Source organism: Stenotrophomonas sp. STEN008, assembly GCF_056760435.1.
On the sequence record NZ_JBRRET010000047.1, the window covers coordinates 1 to 26,687 of the forward strand.

The 26,687-nt window shown below is 67.0% G+C and carries 19 protein-coding genes; 9 read left to right on the top strand and 10 right to left on the bottom strand.

The genetic code is table 11. From position 1 onward, the window contains the following. Nucleotides 1-128: 128 nt before the first annotated feature. On the bottom strand, nucleotides 129-1,337 hold the full coding sequence (gene kbl / locus ACVOME_RS16705) for a glycine C-acetyltransferase (protein ID WP_197600982.1): 1,209 nt from the start codon (nucleotides 1,335-1,337) through the stop codon (nucleotides 129-131). 199 nt (nucleotides 1,338-1,536) lie between these two features. On the opposite strand from kbl, the gene ACVOME_RS16710 reads away from it, so the two are divergent. Next, entirely contained in the window at nucleotides 1,537-2,229 is a 693-nt protein-coding gene (locus ACVOME_RS16710) for a TorF family putative porin (RefSeq protein WP_053520023.1), read from the top strand. Nucleotides 2,230-2,371: 142 nt separating this feature from the next. Here ACVOME_RS16710 and tdh read toward each other — a convergent pair whose 3' ends face one another. Then, nucleotides 2,372-3,394, bottom strand: coding sequence for an L-threonine 3-dehydrogenase (tdh, locus tag ACVOME_RS16715; RefSeq protein ID WP_053520036.1), 1,023 nt, complete (start codon nucleotides 3,392-3,394; stop codon nucleotides 2,372-2,374). A gap of 329 nt (nucleotides 3,395-3,723) precedes the next feature. Here tdh and ACVOME_RS16720 point away from each other — a divergent pair, with 329 nt between their 5' ends. From ACVOME_RS16720 to ACVOME_RS16750, 7 genes are all read left to right on the top strand, one after another. Further along, entirely contained in the window at nucleotides 3,724-5,886 is a 2,163-nt protein-coding gene (locus ACVOME_RS16720) for a S46 family peptidase (RefSeq protein ID WP_481505302.1), read from the top strand. Between the two features lie 193 nt (nucleotides 5,887-6,079). Then, nucleotides 6,080-6,724, top strand: coding sequence for a histidine phosphatase family protein (locus ACVOME_RS16725; protein WP_053519451.1), 645 nt, complete (start codon nucleotides 6,080-6,082; stop codon nucleotides 6,722-6,724). 45 nt (nucleotides 6,725-6,769) lie between these two features. Continuing rightward, nucleotides 6,770-8,041 carry a bifunctional tetrahydrofolate synthase/dihydrofolate synthase gene (gene folC / locus ACVOME_RS16730; protein WP_481505303.1) on the top strand — a complete coding sequence of 424 codons (1,272 nt, stop codon included), beginning with the start codon at nucleotides 6,770-6,772 and terminating at the stop codon, nucleotides 8,039-8,041. Nucleotides 8,042-8,122: 81 nt separating this feature from the next. Further along, nucleotides 8,123-9,133, top strand: a complete 1,011-nt coding sequence (locus ACVOME_RS16735; protein ID WP_481505304.1) for an SPOR domain-containing protein — start codon at nucleotides 8,123-8,125, stop codon at nucleotides 9,131-9,133. 43 nt (nucleotides 9,134-9,176) lie between these two features. Beyond that, nucleotides 9,177-9,938, top strand: coding sequence for a CvpA family protein (locus ACVOME_RS16740; protein WP_053519448.1), 762 nt, complete (start codon nucleotides 9,177-9,179; stop codon nucleotides 9,936-9,938). A 30-nt stretch (nucleotides 9,939-9,968) separates the two neighbouring features. Further along, nucleotides 9,969-11,435: an amidophosphoribosyltransferase gene (gene purF, locus ACVOME_RS16745; RefSeq protein ID WP_065175938.1), complete on the top strand. Its 1,467-nt coding sequence runs from the start codon at nucleotides 9,969-9,971 to the stop codon at nucleotides 11,433-11,435. A gap of 10 nt (nucleotides 11,436-11,445) precedes the next feature. Then, nucleotides 11,446-12,267: a ferritin-like domain-containing protein gene (locus tag ACVOME_RS16750; RefSeq protein WP_164152133.1), complete on the top strand. Its 822-nt coding sequence runs from the start codon at nucleotides 11,446-11,448 to the stop codon at nucleotides 12,265-12,267. A 42-nt stretch (nucleotides 12,268-12,309) separates the two neighbouring features. Here ACVOME_RS16750 and ACVOME_RS16755 read toward each other — a convergent pair whose 3' ends face one another. Further along, on the bottom strand, nucleotides 12,310-13,767 hold the full coding sequence (locus tag ACVOME_RS16755; RefSeq protein WP_481505305.1) for a DUF2235 domain-containing protein: 1,458 nt from the start codon (nucleotides 13,765-13,767) through the stop codon (nucleotides 12,310-12,312). 225 nt (nucleotides 13,768-13,992) lie between these two features. On the opposite strand from ACVOME_RS16755, the gene ACVOME_RS16760 reads away from it, so the two are divergent. Then, a complete protein-coding gene (locus tag ACVOME_RS16760; RefSeq protein ID WP_481505306.1) occupies nucleotides 13,993-15,246 on the top strand; it encodes a M12 family metallo-peptidase in 1,254 nt (417 codons plus the stop codon). Between the two features lie 54 nt (nucleotides 15,247-15,300). Here the strand turns inward: ACVOME_RS16760 and lpxH are convergent, their stop codons facing one another. The 7 genes from lpxH to phoR all read right to left on the bottom strand — a co-directional run bounded on the left by lpxH (nucleotide 15,301) and on the right by phoR (nucleotide 26,467). Next, nucleotides 15,301-16,041, bottom strand: coding sequence for a UDP-2,3-diacylglucosamine diphosphatase (lpxH, locus tag ACVOME_RS16765; protein ID WP_053519443.1), 741 nt, complete (start codon nucleotides 16,039-16,041; stop codon nucleotides 15,301-15,303). A gap of 58 nt (nucleotides 16,042-16,099) precedes the next feature. After that, nucleotides 16,100-16,639, bottom strand: a complete 540-nt coding sequence (locus ACVOME_RS16770; protein WP_053519442.1) for a phosphatase PAP2 family protein — start codon at nucleotides 16,637-16,639, stop codon at nucleotides 16,100-16,102. Further along, nucleotides 16,620-17,765 (bottom strand): glycosyltransferase family 4 protein, encoded by a 1,146-nt coding sequence (locus tag ACVOME_RS16775; protein ID WP_481505307.1) that lies wholly within the window; start codon nucleotides 17,763-17,765, stop codon nucleotides 16,620-16,622. Before ACVOME_RS16775 ends, ACVOME_RS16770 begins: the two co-directional genes overlap by 20 nt. Before the next feature lie 166 nt (nucleotides 17,766-17,931). Next, nucleotides 17,932-20,862: a TonB-dependent receptor domain-containing protein gene (locus ACVOME_RS16780; protein WP_197572234.1), complete on the bottom strand. Its 2,931-nt coding sequence runs from the start codon at nucleotides 20,860-20,862 to the stop codon at nucleotides 17,932-17,934. A gap of 292 nt (nucleotides 20,863-21,154) precedes the next feature. Beyond that, a complete protein-coding gene (gene ppx, locus ACVOME_RS16785) occupies nucleotides 21,155-22,681 on the bottom strand; it encodes an exopolyphosphatase (protein ID WP_053519439.1) in 1,527 nt (508 codons plus the stop codon). Nucleotides 22,682-23,046: 365 nt separating this feature from the next. Next, the gene (ppk1, locus tag ACVOME_RS16790) at nucleotides 23,047-25,134 is read right to left on the bottom strand and encodes a polyphosphate kinase 1 (RefSeq protein WP_053519438.1); all 2,088 of its coding nucleotides are present in this window, start codon (nucleotides 25,132-25,134) and stop codon (nucleotides 23,047-23,049) included. Nucleotides 25,135-25,138: 4 nt separating this feature from the next. After that, on the bottom strand, nucleotides 25,139-26,467 hold the full coding sequence (gene phoR, locus ACVOME_RS16795; protein WP_053519437.1) for a phosphate regulon sensor histidine kinase PhoR: 1,329 nt from the start codon (nucleotides 26,465-26,467) through the stop codon (nucleotides 25,139-25,141). Between the last annotated feature and the right edge of the window lie 220 nt (nucleotides 26,468-26,687).

A 26,687-nucleotide genomic window follows, 5' to 3' on the forward strand; every position in this document is an offset into this window, starting at 1 on the left:
TCAAAAAAAAAAATAAATCCGCGGCGTTGGTGGGTGATTTGGGTGGGGGGGGGGGGGGGGGGGGGGGGTCTCGTGGGGGGGTGTTGGAAACCGGGGGGGCTGGGCCCGGGCGCTGCCCCTCGGGGCGATCAACCCTTGATCACGCCCAGCTCGACGCCGATGCGGGAGAAGGCGTCGATCGCGCGGTCCAGCTGCTCGCGGCTGTGCGCGGCGCTGATCTGGGTGCGGATACGTGCCTGTCCCTTGGGCACCACCGGGAAGAAGAAGCCGATCGCATAGATGCCTTCCTCGAGCAGGCGCTCGGCGAACTTCTGCGCCAGCGGTGCGTCGTACAGCATCACCGGGCTGATCGGATGCACGCCCGGCTTCACGTCGAAGCCGGCGGCGGTCATCTTCCCGCGGAAGTACGCGGTGTTCTCGGCCAACCGGTCGCGCAGGTCGTCGGCGGCAGCCAGCATCTCGAAGGCCTTGATGCCGGCGGCGACCACATGCGGCGGCAGCGAGTTGGAGAACAGGTACGGGCGCGAGCGCTGGCGCAGCAGTTCGATCACTTCGGCGCTGGCGCAGGTGAAGCCGCCCAGTGCGCCCCCCATGGCCTTGCCCAGAGTGCCGGTGATGATGTCGATCTTTTCCAGCACACCCTTCACCTCGGCCGAGCCACGACCGGTGGCGCCCAGGAAACCCGTGGCATGGCATTCATCGATGTGCACCAGCGCGTTGTACTTCTTCGCGAGCGCGGTGATCTCGTCCAGCGGTGCAATGAAGCCGTCCATCGAGAACACGCCGTCGGTGGTGATCAGCTTGGTTCTGCAGCCGGCGGCGTCGGCGGCCTGCAGCTGCGCTTCCAGGTCGGTCATGTCGCAGTTGGCGTAGCGGAAGCGCTTGGCCTTGCACAGGCGCACACCGTCGATGATCGATGCGTGGTTCAGTGCGTCCGAGATGATCGCATCGTTCTCGCCGAGCAGCGGCTCGAACAGGCCGCCGTTGGCATCGAAGCAGGCCGCATACAGGATGGTGTCCTGCTTGCCGAAGAAGTCGGCGATCTGTTTCTCGAGCTGCTTGTGCAGGTCCTGGGTGCCGCAGATGAAGCGCACCGAGGCCATGCCGAAGCCGTGGGTATCCAGAGCATCCTTGGCGGCCTGGATCAGGTCGGGATGATCGGCCAGGCCCAGGTAGTTGTTGGCGCAGAAGTTCAGCACCTTGCGGCCATCGGCCAGCGTGATCTCGGCCGATTGCGGACTGGTGATGATCCGCTCGGACTTGAACAGGCCCTGGGCGCGGATGGCGTCCAGTTCCTCGGCATAGTGGCGGGTCAGGGCGGAGGAGGCGTCGGTCATGGCGTGGGCACGGCTCAGCACGGGAAACCGACGATTCTACCGGGCATCGAGGGTTGTCGACCGACGACAGGCAGGCACCGCCATGGCCAGCAAATGTTGCAATGCAATAGCAAACGGGTTAAAAAATCGTGAACCGGCCCGTTCTGGCTCCGGTTCCCGCAACTGCCCTGCACGCCACCGCCCCCCACCGGAGACGACCATGAAGCACGCTCGTGCCTGCCTCGCCCTTGCTGCCGCCCTGACCCTGGCCCCGTTTGCCGCCAGCGCCCAGGACAGCGAATCGCCGTACAGCTGGAACGTTACCGCCGTGTCGGATTACCTGTTCCGTGGTGTGTCGCAGACCGATGAGGATCCCACCCTGCAGGCCGGTTTCACCTATACCAGCCCGGTTGGTCTGTATGCCGGTGTCTGGGGATCGGGCGTGGACTTCGGCCCGGGCGACCCGAGCGTCGAAGTGGATTACCAGATCGGCTACGGCGTCGACGCCACCGAGCGCGTGAACTTCGATGTGCTGCTGAACCGCTACACCTACCCCGGCGCCAGCGAGCTGAACTACAACGAGCTGATCACCACCACCACGCTGGATGACACCTACAAGCTGACGGTGGCCTACAGCAACGACGTGTGGAACAGCAGCACCGATGGCTGGTATTACGCGCTGGGCGGCGAGTGGGGCCTGCCGCAGGATTTCACGCTGAGCGCCAGCGTCGGCCGCAGCACCTTCGAAAAGGGTATTGCCAAGGATTACACCGACTGGAACGTTGGCGTGGCCCGTACCTGGGGTCTGTTCACCCTCGGACTGGGCTACTACGGCACCGACGGCAACGGCCGCGACAATAGCGGCAAGCTGGCCGACAACCGGGTGGTGTTCACGGTGGCGGTAGGCCAGTAAGCGGCGCATGACATCACACGAAAAAGGCACCCCTGGAGGTGCCTTTTTCGTGTCTGGCGTCGGGCACTGTGTGGGCCGGCCAACGGCCGGGGACAAAGTGAGATGCGGGGGAATCAGGCAGTCGCGCCGGAGGCGCGAGTGATCAATTCCAGCTCAGTACCACCTTGCCGGCCTTGCCTTCTTCCATCAGGTCGAAGCCCTTCTGGAAGTCGTCGATCGGCAGCTGGTGGGTCATCACCTTGCCGAGCGGGAAACCGGACAGCACCAGCTGCGTCATCTTGTACCAGGTCTCGTACATCTTGCGGCCGTAGATGCCCTGCACGGTCAGGCCCTTGAAGATGATCTTGTCCCAGTCGCAGCCGGCACCCTTGGGCATGATGCCGAGCATGGCGATCTTGCCGCCGTGGTACATGCAGTCGAGCATGTCGTTGAAGGCGCGCGGATTGCCGCTCATTTCCAGGCCCACGTCGAAGCCCTCCATGTGCAGTTCCTTCATCACGTCCTTCAGCGAGGTGTTGGTGACATTGACCACGCGCGTCGCGCCCATGTCGGCGGCCAGCTTCAGGCGGAAGTCGTTGACGTCGGTCACCACCACGTTGCGCGCACCGATGTGCTTGCAGATGCCCGCGGCGATGATGCCGATCGGGCCGGCGCCGGTGATCAGCACGTCCTCGCCGATCACGTCGAACTCCAGCGCGCAGTGCGCGGCGTTGCCGTACGGGTCGAAGAAGGCCGCCAGTTCGGACGGAATCTGGTCGGGGATCGGCCACAGGTTGCTGGCGGGCATCACCATGTACTCGGCGAAGGCGCCATTGACGTTCACGCCGATGCCGACGGTGTTCGGGCACAGGTGCGGGCGGCCGCCACGGCAGTTGCGGCAGTGGCCGCAGACGATGTGGCCTTCGGCCGAGACGCGCTGGCCAACCTCATAGCCGGTCACCGCCGAGCCAAGCGCGGCGATGCGACCGACGAATTCGTGGCCGATGGTCAGGCCCGGCTTGATGGTGCGCTGGCTCCACTCGTCCCACAGGTAGATGTGCAGGTCGGTACCGCAGATGGCGGTCTTTTCCAGCTTGATCAGGACTTCGTTCGGGCCCGGGGTCGGCACCGGGACCTCTTCGAGCCAGATGCCCTTGGCCGCTTCGCGCTTGACCAGGGCCTTCATCGTTTGCTGCGCCATCGGGGTGGAACTCATCAGGGGGAAAGCGCGGATTATAGAGGTCTGCGCGGAATTCCAATGTTGCGCTGCGGGCGCGCTGGCGGAACGAAAGGCGTGCGCCGGCGGGCGTTTCGAACGTGACCGGCGTGCTCGCCGGGCATGGCCCGGCGCTGCCGGGAAATCGGGCGGCTCGCGGGGCATGGTCCCGCGCCATCGGGAAATCGTGCGGGTAGCGCTGGGCCATGCCCGGCGGGCCAGGGGCCATGACTTCCGGGGTTCGGGACAGGGCAGGGGGGCGGGCTACAATCGAAGGTTCCACTACCAGGGGCCGCTCCATGCGCTCGAACCTGCTTGCATTCTCCGTCGTCGCCAGCCTTGGGCTGGTCCAGGTCGCCCATGCCGCCGAAGGCATGTGGGTACCGCAGCAGTTGCCGGAGATCGCCGGCCCGCTGCAGAAGGCCGGCCTGAAACTGTCGCCGGAACAGCTGTCCGACCTGACCGGCGACCCGATGGGCGCGGTGGTGGCGCTGGGCGGCTGCACCGCCAGCTTCGTCTCCCCGCAGGGCCTGGTGGTCACCAACCACCATTGTGCCTACGGCGCGATCCAGCTCAACTCCACCGCCGAGAAGAACCTGATCAAGGACGGTTTCAACGCGCCGACCCTGAAGGACGAACTCAGCGCCGGTCCCAACGCCCGCGTGTTCGTGCTGGACCGGATCACCGACGTCACCGACCAGGCCAAGGCCGCCATCGCCGCCGCCGGCAAGGACCCGCTGGCCCGCACCCGTGCGCTGGAAGCGTTCGACAAGGCCCAGACCGCCGCCTGTGAAGCCGACGCCGGTTTCCGCTGCCGTCTGTACAGCTTCTCCGGCGGCAATACCTACCGCCTGTTCCGCAACATGGAAATCAAGGACGTGCGCCTGGTCTATGCGCCCCCGGGCAGCGTCGGCAAGTTCGGCGGCGACGTCGACAACTGGATGTGGCCGCGCCACACCGGCGACTTCTCGTTCTATCGCGCCTACGTGGGCAAGGATGGCAAGCCGGCCGCGTTCTCGGCCGACAATGTGCCGTACCAGCCGAAGCACTTCCTGAAGTTCGCCGACCAGCCGCTGGGCGCGGACGACTTCGTGATGGTGGCCGGCTACCCGGGCCGCACCAACCGCTATGCGCTGGCCGGCGAATTCAATGAAACCGCCGAGTTCACCTACCCGACCATCGCCCGCCATTACAACGAAGTGCTGGCGCTGATCGACAAGGCCGGCAAGGCCGACGCCGACGTCAAGGTCAAGTACGCCAACACGGCGGCCAGCATGAACAACGTGGCCAAGAACTACGTCGGCCAGCTGGAAGGCTTCAAGCGCATCGACGCGGCCGGGCAGAAGCGGGCCGAAGAGGCCGCCGTGCTGGCCTGGCTGAAGCAGCAGGGCGCAGCCGGCAAGCCGGCCCTGGCCGCACACGCCCAGCTGCTCAAGCACCTGGATACCAGCAAGAGTACCCGCGAGCGCGATCTGTTCGTCGGCCAGTTCAACAACACCTCGGCCGTGGGCGCCGCGCTGTCGCTGTACCGCCTGTCGATCGAACGCGCCAAGCCGGACGCCGAGCGTGAAGCCGGTTACCAGGAGCGCGATCTGCCGACCCTGGAAGGCAATCTGCGCCAGATGGACCGTCGCTACGTCGCCAGCATGGATCAGCAGCTGCAGCAGTACTGGCTGGACCAGTACGTCGCGCTGCCGGCGGCACAGCGCAACAACGAGGTTCTCAACCAGTGGCTGGGCGGCAGCGATGCCGGGGCCGTCAACGGCCTGGTGAAGAAGCTGGCCGGCACCGGGCTGGGCAGCCTCGATGCACGCCTGAAGTGGTTCAAGGCCGACCGTGCCGCCTTCGAGGCCAGCACCGATCCGGCCATCCAGTACGCCGTGGCCGTGATGCCGGCCCTGCTGAAGCAGGAAGAACAGAGGAAGATCCGCGAAGGTGAATCGCTGACGGCCCGTCCGCTGTACCTGCAGGCGGTGGCGGACTACAAGAAGAGCAAGGGCGAGTTCGTCTATCCCGATGCCAACCTGTCGCTGCGCATCACCTTCGGCAATGTCATGGGCTATGGCAAGGACGGTGTCCAGTACACCCCGTTCACCACGCTGGAAGGCGTTGCGGCGAAGGAAACCGGCGTCGATCCGTTCGACTCGCCGAAGGCACTGCTGGATGCGGTCAAGGCCAAGCGGTATGGCGGCCTGGAGGACAAGCGGATCGGCTCGGTGCCGGTGAACTTCCTGTCCAACCTGGACATCACCGGTGGCAACTCCGGTTCGCCGGTGCTCGATGCGCACGGCAAGCTGGTCGGCCTGGCCTTCGACGGCAACTGGGAATCGGTCAGCTCCAACTGGGTATTCGACCCGGTGATGACCCGCATGATCGCGGTGGACAGCCGCTACATGCAGTGGATCATGCAGGAAGTGGCCCCCGCGCCGCAGCTGCTGAAGGAATTGAACCTGGCGCAGTAAGGTTCATGCTGGCGCCGCCGGGCCATGCCCGGCGGAATCCGTCTGCAATCCCGAAACCCCGCGATCCCCGTCGCGGGGTTTTTTCATGTCCCGACCGGCGCGATGCGCCGAACAGGTATCATCCCTGTTCCGCGTACTTCACAGGATGTGAACGAAACGCGGCCCTCTCCTCCCCCCAGGACTCCTTGCACGCATGCGCATCCTGCTTGCCCGCCACGGCGAAACCCCGTGGAACGCCGAAGGCCGCTACCAGGGCCAGATCGACATCCCGCTTTCGCCCATCGGCGAAGCCCAGGCTCAGGCGCTGGGCGCCCGCCTGGCATCCGTGGACATCACCCGTGCGGTGGCCTCGCCGCTGTCACGCGCCCAGCGCACCGCCCAGCTGGCCCTCGGCGCCGACCGTGCCGGCACGCTGCAGACCGAACCGGATCTGCAGGAAATCGCCCATGGCGAGTGGGAAGGCCTGCTGGCCAGCGAGATCAACGAGAAGGACCCGTCGCGGTTGAAGGCGTGGCGTGAGGAACCCGATACCGTGCTGATGCCGGGCGGCGAGTCGCTGCGTCTGGTGCTCGAGCGCAGCTGGCGCGGCCTGGCACGCGCCAGCGAGGGCCTCGGGGAGCACGACACGCTGCTGGTGGTCGCCCACGATGCAGTCAACCGGGTGATCCTGTGCAGGGTGCTGGGCCTGCCGCTGTCGCGGCTGTGGACCTTCCGCCAGGCACCGACCACGTTGAACCTGCTTGAAGGTCCGGACCTGGAGAGCCTGGAGGTCGTGCGCCTCAACGACTGCGCCCACCACACCCCGTTCTTCGGCGAAGCCAAGCACCGCGCCCTCTGATCCCTGTCCACATCGAACCACCCTGCTTCTGCTGGAACCGCTGCCGTGACGAACCTGCCGACCACCCTGGCCGAATGGCTGGATTACATTGAACGCCAGCACCCGGCGACGATCGACATGGGCCTGGAGCGCGTCCGCGCCGTGGCCACGAGGATGGGACTGGGCGCGCCGGCCAAGCGCACCATCGTGGTCGGTGGGACCAACGGCAAGGGCTCCACGGTCGCCTTCATCGAGGCCATCGGCCGCGCTGCAGGCTGGAAGGTGGGGGCCTACACGTCGCCGCACCTGCTGCGCTACAACGAACGCGTGCGCATCGATGGGCAGGAGGCGGAGGATGCCGCTCTGGTGGCGGCATTCAACGCCGTCGAAGCTGCGCGTGGCGACATCACCCTGACCTACTTCGAGTACGGCACGCTGGCCGCCCTGCAGCTGTTCGCGGGGGCAGCGCTGGACCTGGCGGTACTGGAAGTCGGGCTGGGAGGGCGCCTGGATGCGGTCAACATCGTCGACGCCGACGTGGCCGTGATCACCACGGTGGACATCGACCATGCCGAGTGGCTGGGCGAGGACCGTGAAGCGATCGGTGCGGAAAAGGCCGGCATCATCCGCGGCTGGAAACCGGTGATCCTGGGCGAGACCGACCCGCCGTCGAGCGTGCTGGCACGGGCCTATCTGCTGGGCGCGAACGCCATCCGCGGCGGCAGCGACTACTTCTACGAGCCGATCGATGCCCAGCGCTGGCGCTGGCGCGATGTCGGCCTGCGCATGGAACTGCCGACCCCCGCGCTGGCCGGTCCGATCCAGCTGGCCAATGCGGGTGCGGCCATTGCCGCGCTGCGCGCGCTGGACCGGCCGCTGCCACGCGCGGCGTGGGCGGCTGGCATCGCCGCGGCCCGCATCAACGGCCGCCTGCAGGCATTCGATCGTGATGGCGTGCAGGTGCGGGTCGATGTGGGTCACAACCCGCAGGCGGCCGGCCAGCTGGCACGCGCGCTGAAGGCCGAAGCTATCCCGGGCCGGACCCTGGCGGTCTATGCCGCGTTGCAGGACAAGGATGCGGAAGGCGTGGTGCAGGCGCTGCAGGAGGTGGTGGACGAGTGGACGCTGGCTGGCCTGGAAGGTCCGCGCGGACAGAGTGCGCAGCAGCTGCAGGCACGTCTGCATGGCACCGCTGCGGTCACCGCACGGCTGGTCGGCACTGTCGAGCAGGCACTGACGCAGGTGCTGGCACAGGCCCAGCCAGGCGACCGCGTACTGGTATTCGGTTCGTTCCACACGGCCGCTGCGGCCCTGCAGTGGTTGCAGCCCGCGCCCTGATCCACGTTCAGCCAACGCCGACGCCGTCCGGTCCGGCACCCGTATAATCGACCGCAACCCCCGGACAGTTGCCTGCCTCACGTGGATACGCCTCTGAAACAGCGATTGATTGGTGCCATCGTGCTGGTGGCACTCGCCGTGATCTTCCTGCCGATGCTGGTGAAGGGGCCGGCGCCGGACAGTGGCGTCGCCAGTGTGCCGATCGCAGCGCCCAATGCGCCCGCCGACGGCCAGTTCGAGACCCGTGAGCTGCCGCTGGTCGCCCCGGCCGGGGGTGCCACCGGCCTGCAGAGTGGCCAGGCCGCACCGCTGCAGGACGCAGCCGCGCCCGCCACGCCGCCGACCGTGGACACCTCGCCGGCGGTGGCTGCCGGCAACTATGCGGTGACATTCGGCGCCTATGGCAGCAAGGCCGACGCCGATGCGGTGATCGCCTATCTGAAGCGTTCGCAGCTGCCGGGCTTTGCCGAGGCGGCGACCATCAACGGCCGGCAGGCGTGGCGCGTGCGCGTCGGACCGTATGCCGATCGCGCCCAGGCCGAGGCGGCCCGCCTGCAGGCGGTGAAGATCCGCTCCGACGTCCATGCCGAGGTGATCACGCTGGATGCGCCCGCAGCTGCGGCTGCACCGGCCGCCGCTGCTCCGGCGCCGGCGGCACCGTCGGCCAGCACCCCGGCGGCGGCGTCCACGCCGTCGGCCACGGGCAACCCGGTGCGCAGCGAGAGCCTGCCGCCCAGCACGCCGGTCGCCAGGCCTGAAGCACCGAAGGCAACCGCGACGCCGGAGGCGACGAAGCCGGTCGCCAAGCCCGAGCCAAAGCCGCAACCGCAAACCCCGGCCGCGCCGGCGGCGGGCGGTGTTGGTTTCGCGGTCCAGCTGGGGGCGTTCGGCCAGGCCAACGATGCCAACGCGCTGCGCGACAGGGTGCGCGCTGCCGGATTCAGTGCCTTTGTCGAGCAGGTCCGCACCGAAAAGGGCACCCTGCATCGCGTGCGCGTCGGGCCGGTGGCCAACCGCGCCGATGCCGAGCAGCTGAAGGCCCAGGTGGCGGCCAAGGTCGGCGTGGCCGGCATGGTCCGACCGCACCCGTGATCACGCGCGCTGTCCGCCGCTGTCGTCGGCAGGAGCGGGCAGCGTGATCGACATCGTGCTGGGCGTGCTGATCGGTGCGTCGGTGCTGTTCGGCTTCATCCGCGGTTTCGTCGGCACCGTGGTCGCGCTGGTGTCCTGGCTGCTGGCCGGCTGGATGGCGTTCACCTTCGGCAACGAGGCATCGCACTGGTGGGCGGCGCCCCAGCCACCCGGCACGGGTCACTATCTGGCCGGCTATCTGGGGGTGTTCGTGCTCACCGTGGTGGCGGTCGGGCTGGTCGGGCTGTTGCTGAAGGCAGCGATCAAACTGACCCTGCTGGGCGGCGTGGATCGCCTGCTGGGCGGTGCCCTGGGCCTGGTCCGCGGCCTGTTCTTCGCCAGCGTGCTGTTGCTGCTGGCCGGTTTCACCGCGTTGCCGGCTGAGCCGGCATGGCAGCAGTCGCAGGTGCGGCCGTTGCTGCAGCCGGCGGTGGCCTGGATGCAGGCCCAGCTGCCGCAGCTGGACGGCATGCTGCCACAGGCGCTGCCGCTGGACGGCCTGCTGCCGGGGGCACTGCCCTTGCCCCTGCTCGAGAATGCCCCCACCTCCTCGCAGGTATTGGGCAAGCCGGCGCCGACAGGCGATAATGGCGTTCTCAACGAGGTAGTGGCGGGCGGCGGATGGCCGCGGCCCGTGGACGTGGAGCGGGAGCCCCGGCCGGCCCCCACACTGCCCAGCAACATCGAGCCGGCGCCCGCGCGTCCGGCCCGGCCCGCGCCTGCCGCGGGCGGGACCCCAGGCCAGGCACGGCCACCTTCCTTGTAACTGGGCACAGCCCAGCGGAGACCTCGCACCATGTGTGGCATCGTCGGAATCGTCGGCAACCAGAACGTCGCCGGGCAGTTGTATGACGGCTTGACCGTCCTCCAGCATCGCGGCCAGGACGCGGCAGGCATCGCCACCGCCAACGGCAGCCGCCTGCGGGTGCAGAAGGCCAACGGCCTGGTCCGCGACGTGTTCGACGCACGCACCATGTCCACCCTGGAGGGCAGCGTCGGTATCGCCCACGTGCGGTATCCCACGGCCGGTTCGGAAGGCATGGACGAGGCCCAGCCGTTCTACGTCAATTCGCCGTATGGCATCGCCCTGGCGCACAACGGCAACCTCATCAACACCGAGGCTCTGCGCCAGCAGGTGTTCGAGCAGGACCGCCGCAACGTCAACACCGATTCGGACAGCGAAGTGCTGCTGAACGTGTTCGCCTACGAACTGGAACAGCAGCGCCAGCTCAGTCCGGAAGCCGCCATCCGCGCGGTGGCCGGGGTGCATCGTCGCTGCAAGGGCGGCTACGCGGTGGTCAGCGTGGTGCTGGGCCTGGGACTGGTTGCCTTCCGCGATCCGCATGGCATCCGTCCGCTGGTGCTGGGCAAGCGCAGCCATGCCGAGGGCGACGAGTACATCGTCGCTTCCGAATCGGCCGCACTGGACGTGCTCGGCTTCCAGCGCGTGCGCGACGTGCAGCCGGGCGAAGCGCTGGTCATCACCGCGCGTGGCGAGCTGTTCTCGGAAATCTGTGCCGAACCGGCCGAGCATACGCCGTGCATCTTCGAGTACGTGTACTTCGCCCGCCCGGATTCGATGATCGACAATGTCTCGGTGCACAAGGCGCGCATGCGCATGGGCATCAAGCTGGGCGAGAAGATCCTGCGCCTGCGCCCGGACCACGACATCGACACCATCATCCCGATTCCGGATACCTCGCGCGATGCGGCGCTGGAAATCTCCAATGTGCTCGGGGTGAAGTACCGCGAAGGCTTCATCAAGAACCGCTATATCGGCCGCACCTTCATCATGCCGGGGCAGGGTGAGCGGGTGAAGTCGGTGCGGCGCAAGCTCAACCCGATCCACCTGGAGTTCCGCAACCGGGTGGTGCTGCTGGTGGACGACTCGATCGTGCGTGGCACCACCAGCCAGCAGATCGTGCAGATGGCCCGTGATGCGGGCGCACGCAAGGTCTACCTGGCCAGTGCCGCGCCGCCGGTGCGCTTCCCGAACATCTACGGCATCGACATGCCGGCCGCCGAAGAACTGGTCGCGCACAACCGCAGCGTGGAAGAAATCGAGGCCCACCTGGGCTGCGACTGGCTGATCTACCAGGATCTGGAAGACATGGAAGCGGCCGTGAGCGAGGGCAACCCCGCACTGCGCAACTTCGACTCGTCCTGCTTCAACGGCCACTATCCCACCGGCATCGAACCGGGCTATTTCGAGCGCATCCAGCAACTGCGTTCGGACGACGCCAAGCACAAGCGCCGCGCCTGAGGCCAAGGGCGTGGTCGAGGCCGACGTCGGTGGCGACCTGCTGCGTGCCGCGCAGCAGTGCCTTGCAGAAGCCGATCCGCTGCGCAAGGTGGCCTTGACCCAGGCTCATGCCGCGGCATTCCGCGCGGGGCGGCTGAAGGTGGCGGTGGATGCGCCGCCACCGGAGCCGATCCGGATGCCGGGCAGACCGGACCGCCTGGTACTGGTCCATCCGCGCGAGGTGCCGCGGCGTGGCCTCGGTGGGGTGGAAGGGCGCGCCGCCTTCATCCATGCCATCGCCCACATCGAACTCAATGCGATCGATCTGGCCTGGGATGCCGTGTATCGCTTCCGCGGCCTGCCCGCAGCCTTCCATGCCGACTGGGTCAGTTGTGCCGATGACGAGTCGCGGCATTTCATGCTGTTGCGTGAGCGCCTGCTGGCACATGGCCACGACTACGCCGACTTCCCTGCGCATAACGGCCTGTGGGAGATGTGCGAGAAGACCGCACATGACGGCCTGGCACGCATGGCGCTGGTGCCCCGCGTACTGGAAGCGCGCGGCCTGGACGTGACACCGGGCATGATCGACAAGCTGCGCAACGTCGGCGATGGCGAGACCGCGGATGTGCTGGAGATCATCCTGCGCGAGGAAGTGGCGCACGTCGCCGCAGGTTCGCGCTGGTACCGCTGGTACTGCGAACGTGCCGGCGTTGAACCGCGCGCACGCTTCAAGGCACTGCTGGTCGAGTTCGCAGGCGGTTACCTGCATGGTCCGTTCAACCTGGAAGCCCGCCTGCTGGCGGGCTTCGATGCCGACGAACTGGCCAACCTGGTCGAACAGGCCGGCTGACCGGCAACGCGGGAGCCCAGTCCCGCCCTGCGCGGGCGCGTCTCATGTGTTCGGCAGCACCACCCGCTTGCCATCCACGGTGGGGCGGTTGATGTAGAACAGGCCGGGACCGGGTCGATACGGCAGCTCGCTCACGCCGGCATCGGCCGCATAGGTCAGCGCGGTATCGCCCAGTGCGTCGAAATTCCAGTGTGCCGACTGCATCAGGTAGCGCCTGCGCAGCAGTGCTTCCTGGGCCGGGGTGAGGGCCTGGCCAGCCATCAGCCGGCGCGCGATCGGCAGCAGTGCGTCGGGCAGTTCCCAGCCGGCAACCGCGTTGGCATCTGCGCGCCAGCGTACGCCGGCGGCGATGGCCTGCTGCTGCATCACCTGCAGGGCCACCAGCTGGTAACGCCAGTCGATGCGCCGACGCAGCACCACTGCCGCGGTGACGTACAACACCGGCGACAGCAGCACGCTGCGGCTGCCGGCGCGGCGTTGCTGCTGCCACTGGTGCCAGACATCGACCCACACTTCCTTTTCGCCCAGCCCGAGCTGCTGCCGCCAGCGTTCGGCATCCGCCTGTGCCTCGGCGTACACCGTCGTGGCCTGAAGCTGTGCCAGCGGGGGGACCTGGTAGTCGGCCACGCTTGGCCGGCGCAGCTGCTGCCGGCGTGGGCGACTGAGCAGCTTCGGTCCTTCCTCTGTCTGGTTGTAGCCACCGCCGATGTTGGCGTGCACGCCGGGCAGTGCGATCTCCACGTGCGCTGCGGCCACCCGCGTGAGCGGGTAGTGCTGGCGATGTTCGTCGCGCGCGACCAGCTGCACGACACGTCCGGCGATGTCGGCGGCGAGGGCGACGCGTGGTCGCTCATCGGCTCTTCCCCCGCTTACGGCGACGACCGTGTCGAACAGGCCGATGAAGCGCAGCAGCGGCCGTGCCGGCGCGAAGCCGGCGGCGCACACCAGCCCCGCGTCCTGCAGCAGTTGCTGCCAGCGGGCCGTATCCCAGGTCTGCAAGCGGTTGGCGGCATCGCGCGCCGCCGCCGCCCCGCGCGAGTATCCGAACAGATCCAGCTGCACGGCCTGCACGGGCCTGTGCCAGCGCGCGGACACGCTGGTCAATGCTGCCGGCAACAGCTCGTTGAGCGCGCGCTCGACCTTGGCACGCACACCGCTGGCGCCGATGCCGAAGGCCAGTCCCAGCAGATCGTCTTCGGCATCATCGCGGGTGCCCACCCCTTCCACGTAGATGGCCAGCGAGGGGAACGGCAGCGTCTCCTGGCGGCTGTCCGGATACAACCGGTGCAGCCGTGCGACGTTGGTCAGGCCATTGTCGTAGCTGCTGGTCAACCGGCTCTGATAGGTCGAATCATCGTCGGCGCGCAGCACGGCAGGGCGGGGTTGCGGCACCTGGACGTGTCCGCGCGCCAGGTTGTGCGCGTTGTTGCGGGTGCCATCGAAGAACAGACCAATCCGCAGCACGGCGGCATCGTCATGGGTGTCCTGCGCTGGTGCCATGTGCATTCCCCGTCGTGGCTACGTCACGGTAGCGCGAAAGCGGTGTGTTGGCGAAGTGTAGCGACGCTGTTGACCTGACTGAACGCAGATGCGGTCGATCACAGATCCAGATTCTCATTCCCACCGCCTATTGAATTCACACGACCTGCGCAGGCCAGATGGCCGGACCCGACACAACGGGTCGTGCTGCATCACTGCTGTTCACTTCATTCAAGGAGCGACGAAATGATGTCCAGATCGATTGGCAAGACGGCGGGTGGCCTGTTGCTGGGAATGTCGGTGGTTGCGGCCGCCGGTGCTGCACCGTTGTTCGAGCCGGTGACGGTACTCAGTCGTGCATCGGCAAGCAGTGAACCTGCGCTGGGCCGGTTGCTGGCGACGCCGTCCACGGCCGCCGTGCAGGAGGTGCGGGTCGATGCCGGTGCCACCGCGCAGCCGCAGCTGGAGTTCGAGCTGCTTGGCCAGCGGGTGCAGGCGGTACGCAGCAAGGTCGAAACGCTGCCCGACGGCGGCTCTGTCTGGTACGGCCAGCTCCGCTCCGCGTCGGGCAGGCTGCAGGCGGCCACCTCCAATGGACAGGATGACCCTGGCAATTCGGTGATCCTGGTCCGCTCCGGCGACACGCTGACCGGCTCGATCCGCAAGGACGGCAAACTCTACCGGCTGCGTCCGCTCGGCAACCGCCACGTCCTGGTGGAAGTGGATGAATCGCGGATGCCGGCCGACCACCCGGCCGACTACAACCAGTTGCCGAAGATTCCGCTGCCGGCCGATGACCGCATCGGCATTGCCCAGGCGTCTTCGGGAACGCCGGCGACCATCCGCGTACTGGTGGTGGCCACCAATGCCGCCGTCGCCGCCTATGGCGGCAACATGCAGTCGCTGGTGCAGCTGGCGGTCGCCGAGTCGAACCAGGGCTACACCAACAGCAATGTCGGCCTGACGCTGCAGCTGGCCCGCTACGAGACCACCAGTTACAGCGAATCCGGCGACTTCAATACCGATCTGGCACGTTTCCGCGGCACCAGCGACGGCTACATGGACAGCATCCACAGCAGCCGCAATACCTACACGGCCGATGTCGGCGTGCTGCTGATCAACAACGCGTCGTACTGCGGCCTGGCCTCGGGCATCGGCTCAAGCGCATCCACCGCGTTCGCGGCGGTGTACTGGGATTGCGCGACCGGCTACTACTCGTTCGCCCACGAGATCGGCCACCTGCAGAGCGCGCGGCACGATCTCGCCAACGATCCGAGCACGTCGCCGTACGCCTATGGCCATGGCTATCGCTATGAGCCGTCCAGCGGTACCGGCTGGCGCACCATCATGGCGTACAACTGCACCCGCAGCTGCCCGCGTCTGAATTACTGGTCCAATCCGAACATCAGCTACAACGGCATCCCGATGGGCACTGCCAGCACCGCCGACAACCAGCGCGTGCTGGTCAATACCAAGCACACCATCGCCGGCTTCCGGTAACCGGTACTCGGGGCGCACGACCCGGGGTCGTGCGCTGCCGTGGATGGGCGGGCCTCAGGTCAGCGAATCCAGCGTCCAGCCCTGTGGGGTCACGCGTAGTACCGAGCCCTGCTCGTACCAGTCACCCAGAACGATGCGGGTGCAGCTGCGTCCGCCGGCCTGCAGCGCATGGATTGCAGGGCGGTGAGTGTGGCCGTGGATCATGGTGTCCACGCCGTGACGGATGAAGGTGGCCTCCACCTCGGCCGGGGCCACGTCGGTTACTGTCTCGAACTGCGCGCGGTCGCCCTGTTTCATTTCCGACTGCCGTGCCTGGCTCGCTTCACGGGCCTTCTGTGCGAAGGCAATGCGTGCGGCCAGCGGTTGCGAGAGGAACTGCGCCTGGAATGCCGGATCGCGCGTCTGCGCGCGGAACTGCTGGTAGGGAATGTCGTCGGTGCACAGCAGATCGCCGTGCTGCAGCAGCACCGCACGGCCGTACAGCTCGATCACGCAGGGGTCGGGCAGGATGCGCAGGCCGGCGCGGCGTGCGTAGTCTTCGCCAAGCAGGAAATCGCGGTTGCCGCGGATGAAGTACACCGGCACGCCGCTGTCGGCGAGCGTCCTCAACGCGTCCGCCACCGCATCGGCGGCGGGTGAGGGCGTGTCGTCGCCGATCCAGGCCTCGAACAGATCGCCCAGGATGTACAGCGCGTCCGCGCCGGGCGCCTGTTCGCGCAGGAAACGCAGGAACAGGTCGGTGATTTCCGGACGGCTCGGGTCCAGGTGCAGGTCGGAAATGAACAGCGTGGTCATGCCTGCATTCTAGGTCATCGCGGATACCGGTAGCGCCGGGCCATGGCCGGCGAGCGCATCACACCGGCAGCGGCAGCCAGGCCAGGCTGGCCGACGCCAGCAGTGCGGCGATGCCGGTGGCGGCCAGCACATCGCTGGGGTAATGCAGGCCCAGCACGACCCGCGACAGGCCCACGCCGAGGGTGAACGGCACCAGCAGCGGCGCCAGCCAGGGGTAATAGGCCAACGCCACGATGGTGAACGACACCGCGTGCAGGGTATGCCCGGACGGGAAACTGAACTCGTCCAGCGGGGCCACCCAGGCCCGGATGCGCAGATCGGCGGCATACGGGCGGGGGCGCCGGGTCCAGCGCTTGAGGCCCTTGTACAGCAGCAGCGCGGCCAGGCCGGTGGCGGCCATGTGCACCGATGCGCGCAGCCCATCGAAGCCATCGATCGCCACCAGTACACCCATCAGCACGTACCAGAACACGCCGTCGCCGAGCCGGCTGATGATCGAGAACAGACGGCGCACGCGGCGGCGCCGGCAATAGTGGTTCGCCCGCCGGCACAGGCGTGTTTCGCTGCCGCGCAGCAGTTCAAGCGGCGTGGTGCGCATGGCCAGTCCTCCGGGTGTTCGCCAGCTCGGCCAGCAGCGCATCGAACTCGGCCACCACCTGCTGCGGATGCAGCCGCTTCATCGCCCGTGCGGCCTGGCTGCCCAGTTCGCGGCGCAGCGTGTCATCGCTGGCCAGCTGCACGGCCGCTTCGACGAATTGCTCGTCGTTGTCCACGGCGGCACCGTTCTCGCCGTTGCGCAGGTACTCACGCGCCGCGCCGTAATCGAAGGCCACCGTGGCCAGGCCGCTGGCCATGCTTTCCAGGGTCACGTTGCCGAAGGTCTCGCTGCGGCTGGGGAACAGGAACAGATCGCCGCTGGCGAAATGGCGGGCCAGCGCTTCGCCGCGCTGGATGCCGCAGAAGATGAAGTCGGGGTTCTCATGCGCCAGCTTCTCCCGTGCGGGCCCGTCGCCGACCCAGACGAAGCGTGCCTTCGGTCGTATCTGCTGCAGGCGGCGGAACGCCTTCACGGCCAGTCCGAGGTTCTTCTCGGCGGCGATCCGGCCAACGTAGATCGCTGCCAGGCCATTGCCGTCGATGCCCCATTCCTCGCGAAGGGTGGGGTCACGCCGGCCCGGGTCGAACTGTTGGCTGTCGACCGCGCGGGCCAGCAGCCGGACGCGCTCGAAGCCCTGTTCGGCAAGGAACTGTTGGAGCTCGCGGGTGGGCACGAGGGTGGCGTCGGCCTGGTTGTGGAAGCGGCGCATCCAGCGCATCGCGGCGGCCTGCAGCCAGGCGACCCCGTAGTCGGGCAGATACTCGTCGAAGCGGGTGTGGAAGCCAGTGGCTACCGGGATGCCGAGGCGCCGCGCGGTACGCAGCGCCGACCAGCCCAGCGGGCCTTCGGTAGCGACATAGATCGCATCCGGGCGCTGCTGCTGCCAGTGGCGACCGAGCCGGATCGGGGCCGGCAGGCCGAACCGCAACCCGGGATAGCGGGGCAGGGCGGCGCCGGGGACCAGCAGGGTACCGGGAGCGGAATCCAGCGCTTCACTGGCCTGGCGTGGCCGGATCAGGTCGATCTCGTGCCCGGCCGTCCGCAGGCCCTGTTCCAGTCCCTGCACGGTCAGTGCGACGCCGTTGACTTCCGGCGGATACGTCTCGGTGACGATGGCATAGCGCATGGCGGGCCTCCGGTTTCCCGGCATGCTCGGGCCTGGCGATGTAGCCGACATGACGGCTTGGCGACACAGGCATGACAGACGCGCAGGAGTGCCGGCGGCGGGGCCGGGGCCAGAAAAAACCACGGCCCCGAAGGGCCGTGGTCGTGGAGCATCGCAGTGCGATCGATCAGAAGCGCTGCTGGTACTTCATGTAGATGAAACGACCGATGTCGTAGCCGCCGTAGTACGAGAACGCGGAGTTCGGCTTGCTGTACATGATCGGGCCGGACTTCTCGAACACGTTGTTGGCGCCGACGGCGACGGTCGCATCCCACGGCAGGTTGTAGCGGAACTGCACGTCGTGGAAGGTCACCGAACCACGCTCGTTGTAGTTGCGCGAGCCCTTGTACCACGGTGCATACACGCCCGGATCGGAGCACTCGTCCGGATACAGACCGATGTTGGAGCAGGTCTCCTTCACGCCCGAGTAGTAGCGCGCGGTCCAGGTCACGCCGAAGTCACCCAGATCGTAGCCCAGCGCCAGGTTGGAGCGGACGCGGAAGGCGCTGCCGATGCCGTTGGTGACGATCGGAACGATCGAGCTGTCGTTCGAGGTGCGGTAGGTCGCACTGGACACGTAGGTGGTGGCCGAATTCACGTTGAACTTGCCGAACCGGGTGTCCAGACGGTAGCTCACATCCAGGTCGTAACCTTCGGTTTCCATGAAGCCCGCATTGCGGTTGCCGAACTTCAGGTTGGTCACGATGCCGGTCACCGGGTCACGCTGGAAGCGCGTGCAGCGCGAATCGATGCCTGCTTCGTAGCAGTCCTGCAGGATCTGGGTCGGCGTATCGGCAATGATCGTGTTGTCGATGCGGATCTTCCACCAGTCCAGCGAGGCGTTGAAGCCCTGGATGAAGCTCGGGCTCCAGACCAGGCCCAGCGTCTTGCTGGTCGAGGTTTCCGGAGTCAGCAGCGGATTGGAGCCGGAGGTGAACGGCACCGGCGTGGCATCGGTGGAGGTGTTCACCGGAGTGCCGCCCTGGCGCAGCTGGCGGAAGGTATCGGCATTGGCGATGTCACGGGCGCAACGCGCACGGACTTCGGCGCTGGAGGCCGAGGAACCGAAGCGGGTGTCGCACGGATCGCTGAACTGCGCGAAGGTCTCGGAGCCACCACCGAACAGATCGTTGATGGTCGGGGCGCGGAAGCCCTCCGCCCAGGTGCCACGCACCATCAGCGAGTCGATCGGCTTCCACTTGAAGCCGAACTTGCTGTTGAGGGTGTTGCCGAAGGTGTTGTAGTCCGAGAAACGGGTAGCACCGTTGAAGCTCAGTTCCTTCGCGCCCGGCAGATCGGCCAGCACCGGAACGTTCACTTCCAGGTAGGCTTCATTGACGGTGTAGTCGCCACCGGTCGGGCCAGCCGCGAGGTTGGTGGTGGCGCCGGTCTGGGCCAGGGCATCTGGGGTGTACTTGCCTTCTTCCTTGCGGCTTTCCACGCCGAAGGCGAAGCCGAGGTCACCGGCCGGCAGGGTCACGATGCTGCCCGCGATGCTGGCGAAGAAGTTCTTGGAGGTGGTGCGGCCCTTGGTGATCTCATCCGGGAACAGCCACGCCTGCAGTTCTTCGTTGCCATAGATGCCATCGGCAGCGGTGGTGCCGTACGGAACCAGCGGGTTCCACGGCTTGCAGACGTCGTAGGAGATCGGAGCAGCGGCCGTGCCGCACTGCACCTTGCCGGTGGCGGCGTTGAAGAAGGACGGACCTACGCCGGCCGCGACGCGACCCTTGTGCAGGTTGCCGGTCGCCACCGATTCCAGCTCGTTGCGGTTGTACTGGTAGCCCACTTCCCAGTCGAAGTAACGCTCGCCGATATCGAACGAGCCGTCGAACGACGCCACCGCGCGGTAGGTCTTCAGCTCGCTGGTGGTCACGCGCGGCACTTCCCAGGTGCGGCGGTTCCAGGCCACCGCAGTCGGGGTGGCGAAGCCGTGCTGGTTGCCGAACGGGTTGAAGTAGCTGTCGATCGACATGGAGCCGACACCGGCGGTGCTCGACTGCAGCGGATAGCCCGCGATCTGGCGGGTGGACTCGCGCTGGTTGTAGCCCAGCTCGGTGCGGAAGTTGACGTTGTCGGTGATCTTGAACCGGCCGTCGAAGTAGATCGAGTCGCGCTTGACCGGGTACATCACGTGCATCTGGTCGTTGGCGTTGCTCACGTCACCGGTGAAGGGCGTGGTGCTGGTGAGGTGGTAATTGGCCGGATTGGTCGGGTCCGTGCCACGGTTGAGCGAGTAGCCACAGCCTGCCGGAGGCGTCGCATTGCAGCCGGGACCGCGCACGCCGGTGAACTGGCCGTACTGGCTGATGGTGGTCCAGTTGCTGCTGTCGTTCGGGTGGCGATCGGTCATGCCGTACTGGCTGAAGCCGCGGTCACGTGCCCACACGCCCTTCTCTTCTGCATGCTCGGCCGACAGGGTCAGCGAGATGCGGTCGTTGTTCCAGCCGGCGACCACGTCGAAGCGGTCGCGCGCGCCGTCGCCCTCGCTGTACTGGCCGTGGTAGACGTTGGCGGTCACGCCGGTGACGTTGGAGCGGGTGATGATGTTGACCACGCCAGCCATGGCATCCGAACCATAGATCGCAGAAGCGCCGTCCTTCAGCACCTCGATGCGCTCCACTGCCGACACCGGCAGGGAGGAAACGTCCTGGTAGCCGGACGTGCTGATGCCCAGACGCTTGCCGTTGACCAGCACCAGCGTGCGCTGCGTGCCCAGGTTGCGCATGTCGATGTAGGTGCCGCCCGCGTTCTCGCCTGCGGTCAGCGCGTTGGCGCGGCTGATTGCCGGGCTGCCCATCGCGGTGACGTTCTGCAGGATGTCGGCAACCGAGCTGAAGCCCTGGCGCTCGATATCGTTGCGGCTGATCGCGAACACCGGCTGGGCGGTTTCCACGTCGACCTGACGGATACGCGAACCGGTGATCTCGATACGGTCCAGGTTGGTCGGCGAAGCAGTGCTTTCGCTCTGGGCGAACGCGGGCAGTGCCGCCAGCGTTGCAGTGGTAGCCAGGGCATAGCGGATCGCCTGCCCCAGGGCGGTGGTGCGTGAAGTCATACGAGCTCTCTCTCTCAGGTCGTGCAACGGACGCCAAAAAGGGCGTCGAAGAAGCCGGAAGGTCGTGCGACCGGACCAGCAACCCGATAGTAGTCTCGTTGGTTAATGCTGTGTAAAGAGGGTGTGTCGAACAAATTAACGCTTTGTCACAAATCCTCACAAAAAATGAACAAAAGCAATCGCTTACGGTGCCGTCGCGGATGGACCGCCAACGACCGGCTGACGCGATGCAGCAGGAAAAGCCGCCAGATTGCGCAAAGTGTCACCGAATGTAACGCCGAGGCGCGCGTATTCAGGCAACGAAGGGACGGAACTGGATGCCGAGGCCGGCGATGCCGTCGGTCTCGCCGATCAGGTCGGCGCGCAGCAGCGGCCGGGCGTCGATGAACGCCTGCGGCACGATCAGCGACAACCGGTTGTCATCGGCGGTCAGTTCCAGCGGCGGCAGCGGAGCGTCCTCATGGGCACGGTTGAGCAGCACCGCCAGGCGCAGCAGCGCGGCCAGCCGCCGCGCGGTCAGCAGCAGGCGCTCGGGCAGGGCGTCGAACGCGGTCTTGCCCACGCTGCGGCGATGGCTGCGGACCAGGGCCGCCAGCATCTGCTGCTCCTGCCGCGAGAAGCCGGCGATGTCCGAGTGTTCCAGCACGTAGCTGCCATGCACGTGATAGCCGCTGTGGGCGATCATCAGCCCCAGCTCATGCAGGCGTGCCGCCCAGCCGAGCATGCGGGCATCGTCAGCGTCGAGCTTCCAGCGTTCCTGCACCTGCTCCAGCAGCGACAGGGCGGTGTCCTGCACGCGGTCGGCCTGGACGGTGTCGATGCCGTAACGGTGGGTGAGCGCAGCGACCGATTCGTCGCGCAGGTCGTTCTCGCCGGCACGGCCGACGATGTCGTAAAGGATGCCTTCGCGCATCGCGGCCTTGCTGACCAGCAGCTTCTGCAGGCCCAATGCCTGGAAGGCCGCCTCCAGCACCAGGATGCCGCCCGCGATGATCGGGCGGCGATCGCTGGACAGGCCCGGCAGCACGATGTCGTCGATCTTCTTGGCCTTGAGCAGCTCGTCGCGCAGCTGTGGCAGGGCTTCGGCGGTGATCGCCCCCTTGCTCAGCTTCATCGTCGCGCAGATCTCGCTGATCGCCTTGTGGGTGCCCGAAGAACCCAGTGCCTCCTGCCAGCCCAGCGCACGATACTTGCTGGCGAAGGGCTGGAACTCGCGACCGATCTCGGCCAGTGCATCCTTCCAGCGCTTCTTGCTGAGCTTGCCGCCCGGAAAGAAGCGGCGGGTGCTGGCAATGCAGCCGGCCTGCAGGCTCTCGCGCTCGAGGGTCTGCATGCCCATGCCGATGATGAACTCGGTCGAGCCACCGCCGATGTCGATCACCAGCCGGCGCTCGCCCGGTTTGGGCGGCTGGGCATGGGCGACGCCCAGGTAGATCAGGCGCGCCTCCTCGCGGCCGCTCACCACTTCGATGGCATGGCCAAGCGCGGTTTCGGCGGGAACCAGGAACGACTGCGGTGAACGCAGCTGGCGCACGGTATTGGTGGCCAGTGCACGCACGCGGTGCGACGGGACATTGCGGATGCGCTGGCCGAAGCGGGCCAGGCATTCCAGTGCGCGTTGCCGTGCCGCAGCCGACAGGCCCCCCTTGCCATCCAGACCGTCGGCCATGCGCACGGTTTCGCGCAGGCGGTCGATCACCCGCAGCTGGCCGAGCGTGTAGCGCGCGATGACCATGTGGAAACTGTTGGAGCCAAGGTCGATGGCGGCCAGCAGGTCGCCATCCTGCAATGCGGGCGGAGTCGTGGTGGTATGCGGCATGGGCGAATGTTAGCCGAAGGGGCGGTGTGCTCGTCACCGCATGGCCTTCACATTTTGTCGGGGGGGCGTTCGGTAGTGCCGGCCGCTGGCCGGCAAGGTCAACGTCAACGTCAACGTCAAAAGCGGGTTTTCTGAGGGATGGCGGGGTGGGTCCGGTTGAGGGGGACGCCGTAAACCCATCCCTGGGGGCTTGGTCGCGGCATCCATGCCGCTCACACCCCCTCAACCGGACCCACCCTGCCTTCGACAGTTGGCCGCGGTCTGCCGGAACGACACGGGGTCGGATCCCGTTGCTGCGCAACGGGCTCTGACCCCGGTGTTCTACATTGGACGCATTGTGCCGACCAAGGCCGGCACCTACCGGGTCAGAGACCCTGCATCAATGCCATCTGCGCCGAATGCGGGGCCTCGTCGTGGGCCGGGGCACGCTTGTGATAGATGCCATCGGCATCCAGTTCCCAGGCGTTGAGGTTGTCGTCCAGATAGTTCTGCAGGACTTCGCGGTAGACCCGCTTGGCCAGCGTCGGATCCAGGATCGGGAAGCAGGTCTCGACCCGCCGCAGCAGGTTGCGCTCCAGCCAGTCGGCGCTCGCGCAGTACAGTTCGGGCGCACCATCGTTGCCGAACCAGTAGACCCGGCTGTGTTCCAGGAAGCGGCCGACGATGGAGCGGACACGGATGTTGTCGGACACGCCCGGGACGCCGGGACGCAGGGTGCAGGCGCCACGGATGATCAGGTCGATCTGCACTCCGGCCTGCGAGGCGGCGTACAGCGCGCGGATTACCTGGGCCTCGTTGAGGGCGTTCATCTTGGCGATGATGCGTGCCGGGCGGCCCGCGGCCGCGATGCGCGTCTCGCGCTCGATCCGCGCCAGGATGCCGGTATGCAGGGTGAAGGGCGACTGCAGCAGGCGCTTGAGCTTCATCTTCGAGGCCAGCCCGGACAGCTGCTGGAACAGCAGGTGCACATCATTGCCGATGTCCGCATCAGCGGTGATCAGGCTGATGTCGGTGTACGCGCGCGCCGTACCGCTGTGGTAGTTGCCGGTGCCCAGGTGCACGTAACGGCGCAGCTTGCGGCCTTCGCGACGCACGATCAGCAGCATCTTGGCATGGGTCTTGTAGCCGACCACGCCATACACCACCTGTACGCCGGCTTCCTGCAGGCGATCGGCCAGCCCGAGGTTGGCCTCTTCATCGAAGCGTGCGCGCAGCTCGACCACAACGGTCACATCCTTGCCGGCACGTGCAGCCTGGATCAGCGCATCGACGATCAGCGAATCCTTGCCCGTGCGGTACAGGGTCTGCTTGATCGCCAGTACGTTCGGATCCAGCGCCGCCTGGCGGATCAGGTCGAGTACGGCGGCGAACGCATCGAAGGGATGGTGCAGCAGCAGGTCCTGGCGCGCCACGGTCTCGAAGATGCCGTCGGTGTCGCGCAGCGTGCGCGGCGTCATCGGCGGATATTTCAGGTCCGGCTGCGCGATGAGGTCGTACAGCTGGATGATGCGGTTGAGGTTGACCGGGCCGTCGATGCGATACACCGCGTTCTCGGTCAGGCCGAAGTTCTGCAGCAGGGTACGCACGATCTCGCGCGGCATGTCATGGGCGATCTCCAGCCGCACCGCCGGCCGGTAGCCGCGGTCGACCAGTTCATCGCGCAGTGCCAGCGCCAGGTTCTCCACTTCCTCCTCGTCCACCACCAGCTCGGAATTGCGGGTCACGCGGAACTGGTAGGCGCCCTGGACTTCCATGCCCGGGAACAGTTCATCCACGAAGGTGGACAGCACCGAGGACAGGAACACGAAGTTCTGCGAGCCACCGAGTTTTTCCGGCAGCTGGATGATGCGCGGCAGCGAGCGCGGTGCGCGCACGATGGCCAGGTGGCCGGCGCGGCCGAATGCATCGGTGCCCTTCAGCACGACGACGATGTTCAGCGACTTGTTGAGGATCTTCGGGAACGGATGCACCGGATCCAGGCCCAGCGGCGACAGCACCGGCATGATCTCGTTGCGGAAGTAGGCCCGCAGCCAGCGCTTCTGCCGATGGTTCCACGAATGGCGGCCGAGCACGCCGATGCCGGCATCCATCAGGGCCGGGCGCAGTGTCTCGTTCCAGCAGCGGTACTGCTGGTCCACCAGTTCGGCGGCGCGTTCATGGATGGCGTTGAGGATGGCCTGCGGGCTCATCCCGTCCGGAGCCGGCGGCAGGCCGTATTCCTGTGCGTGGCGGACAGCGGCGGCCCGGATCTCGAAGAACTCGTCGAGGTTGGTGCAGGAGATGCACATGAAGCGCAGGCGCTCCAGCAGGGGCACCTGCGGGTCCATGGCCTGGGCCAGCACGCGGAAGTTGAAATCCAGCTGCGACAGTTCGCGGTTGATGTACAGCGCCGGATCGCGCAGCGGATCGTTGTCCGGGCTCACGGGGAGAGGGAGGGATCCGAGGCTGCTCATGGCTTCATTCTTCGACGGAGGTCAGGGGGGCGGACTCGCGCGGGCGCACGTGGTCGGCATCGAAATGACAGGAGAACACCGATCCTTTGCCGACCTCGCTTTCGATCTCCAGCCGCGCATGGTGCAGGCCGAGGATGTGCTTGACGATGGAAAGGCCGAGGCCGGTGCCGCCGCTCTCGCGCGAGCGGCTGCTGGAAACGCGGTAGAAGCGCTCGGTCAGCCGCGGCAGGTGGGTTGCCGGGATGCCATAGCCGGTATCGCGCACGGCCAGCACCGCGCCATCGCCTTCGCGACGGAACTCTACGGTGATGCGGCCGTCGGCCGGCGTGTAGCGCACTGCATTGGTGACCAGATTGGAGAAGGCGCTGTGCAGCTCCTTGGTCGAGCCCTGCAGGTCGACGCCGGCAAGGTCCTCGATGCTGATCTGGTGGCGACCCTGGCTGTGGGCCTCGGCTTCGCGACGCAGCGTGGCCAGCATCGGCTGCATGGCCACGACTTCCTCCTCGGTGTGCTCCTGCGACTCCAGCCGCGACAGGGTCAGCAGGTCTTCCACCAGCTGGGCCATGCGCTGGCTCTGCTTGCGCATCTCTTCAAGCATCGGGCCGGTGCCGGGGAAATCCTCCGGATCCATCATGTCCAGGTAGCCGTGCACCACGGTGAGAGGGGTCCGCAGCTCATGTGAAACATTGGCGACGAAATCGCGGCGGACCTGCTCCAGGCGCAGCAGCTTGCTGACATCACGGGCGATCAGCAGCCAGTAGTCCGACGAATACGGAATCAGGCGGAGGTTCAGGCGGATCGCTGGATCGACCGGCGAGGGCACGTCCAGGATCGGCTCGGCGTTGCGACCACCGGCCAGCCAGTGGGCCAGCGGCATCGGCTGCAACCGCTCGACAAGGGCCTCGCCCAGGTCGCCCGGGTGGTGCAGGCCAAGCAGGGCGGTGGCCGCTTCGTTGAACCACTGCACGCGCTGGCTGTTGCGGTCGAGCACCACCACTGCGTCGGGCAGCGCGGCGGCCGCGGCGCGGTAGCTGCGCAGCATGTCCAGCAGGCGCCGCTTGCGCACGCGCATTTCGACCTGGTTGCGGTACAGCAGGCGATCCAGTTCATTCCACACACCCGTGCCTTCGGCGGTATCCCAGCGCTGGCGCGCGGTCAGCCGGCGCAGCACGCTGCGCAACCGCCAGTAATGCCAGGCCAGCGTCGCCAGCGCGCCCAGTGCGACGCACAACCACAGATGGCCCGTGAACCATCCCACCAGTCCGGCGAACAGCAGTACCGCGGCGACGGTAGCCAGCGTCTTCAACCAGGCAGAGCGGATGTGGCGGGGCATTGCGGTCTCGTCGATGAGGTGCGGTGGTTCACTGGAATGAACCAAGGGTTATAGCAGAGTTGCGGGGGGGGGGCGCCCCGGGGGGGGGGGGGGGGGGCCCGCGGGGCGCGGGGGGGGCCCCCGGGCCGGCCCCCCCCGGGGGCCCGCGCCCGCGCTCGCTGCTGTCGCGCTTCTTTGGCGTGGTGGCCGATCCGCACACCTATGGCGCGCTGTTCTACAT

What these genes read in the sequence shown, in the direction of transcription:
- ACVOME_RS16720 (WP_481505302.1), top strand. Translation starts at nt 3,724, where the DNA reads ATGCGCTCGAACCTGCTTGCATTCTCCGTCGTCGCCAGCCTTGGGCTG.
- lpxH (WP_053519443.1), bottom strand. Translation starts at nt 16,041, where the DNA reads ATGACCACGCTGTTCATTTCCGACCTGCACCTGGACCCGAGCCGTCCG.
- kbl (WP_197600982.1), bottom strand. Translation starts at nt 1,337, where the DNA reads ATGACCGACGCCTCCTCCGCCCTGACCCGCCACTATGCCGAGGAACTG.
- ACVOME_RS16725 (WP_053519451.1), top strand. Translation starts at nt 6,080, where the DNA reads ATGCGCATCCTGCTTGCCCGCCACGGCGAAACCCCGTGGAACGCCGAA.
- phoR (WP_053519437.1), bottom strand. Translation starts at nt 26,467, where the DNA reads ATGCCCCGCCACATCCGCTCTGCCTGGTTGAAGACGCTGGCTACCGTC.
- purF (WP_065175938.1), top strand. Translation starts at nt 9,969, where the DNA reads ATGTGTGGCATCGTCGGAATCGTCGGCAACCAGAACGTCGCCGGGCAG.
- ACVOME_RS16770 (WP_053519442.1), bottom strand. Translation starts at nt 16,639, where the DNA reads ATGCGCACCACGCCGCTTGAACTGCTGCGCGGCAGCGAAACACGCCTG.
- ppk1 (WP_053519438.1), bottom strand. Translation starts at nt 25,134, where the DNA reads ATGAGCAGCCTCGGATCCCTCCCTCTCCCCGTGAGCCCGGACAACGAT.
- ppx (WP_053519439.1), bottom strand. Translation starts at nt 22,681, where the DNA reads ATGCCGCATACCACCACGACTCCGCCCGCATTGCAGGATGGCGACCTG.
- ACVOME_RS16775 (WP_481505307.1), bottom strand. Translation starts at nt 17,765, where the DNA reads ATGCGCTATGCCATCGTCACCGAGACGTATCCGCCGGAAGTCAACGGC.
- ACVOME_RS16710 (WP_053520023.1), top strand. Translation starts at nt 1,537, where the DNA reads ATGAAGCACGCTCGTGCCTGCCTCGCCCTTGCTGCCGCCCTGACCCTG.
- ACVOME_RS16760 (WP_481505306.1), top strand. Translation starts at nt 13,993, where the DNA reads ATGATGTCCAGATCGATTGGCAAGACGGCGGGTGGCCTGTTGCTGGGA.
- ACVOME_RS16780 (WP_197572234.1), bottom strand. Translation starts at nt 20,862, where the DNA reads ATGACTTCACGCACCACCGCCCTGGGGCAGGCGATCCGCTATGCCCTG.
- ACVOME_RS16755 (WP_481505305.1), bottom strand. Translation starts at nt 13,767, where the DNA reads ATGGCACCAGCGCAGGACACCCATGACGATGCCGCCGTGCTGCGGATT.
- tdh (WP_053520036.1), bottom strand. Translation starts at nt 3,394, where the DNA reads ATGAAGGCCCTGGTCAAGCGCGAAGCGGCCAAGGGCATCTGGCTCGAA.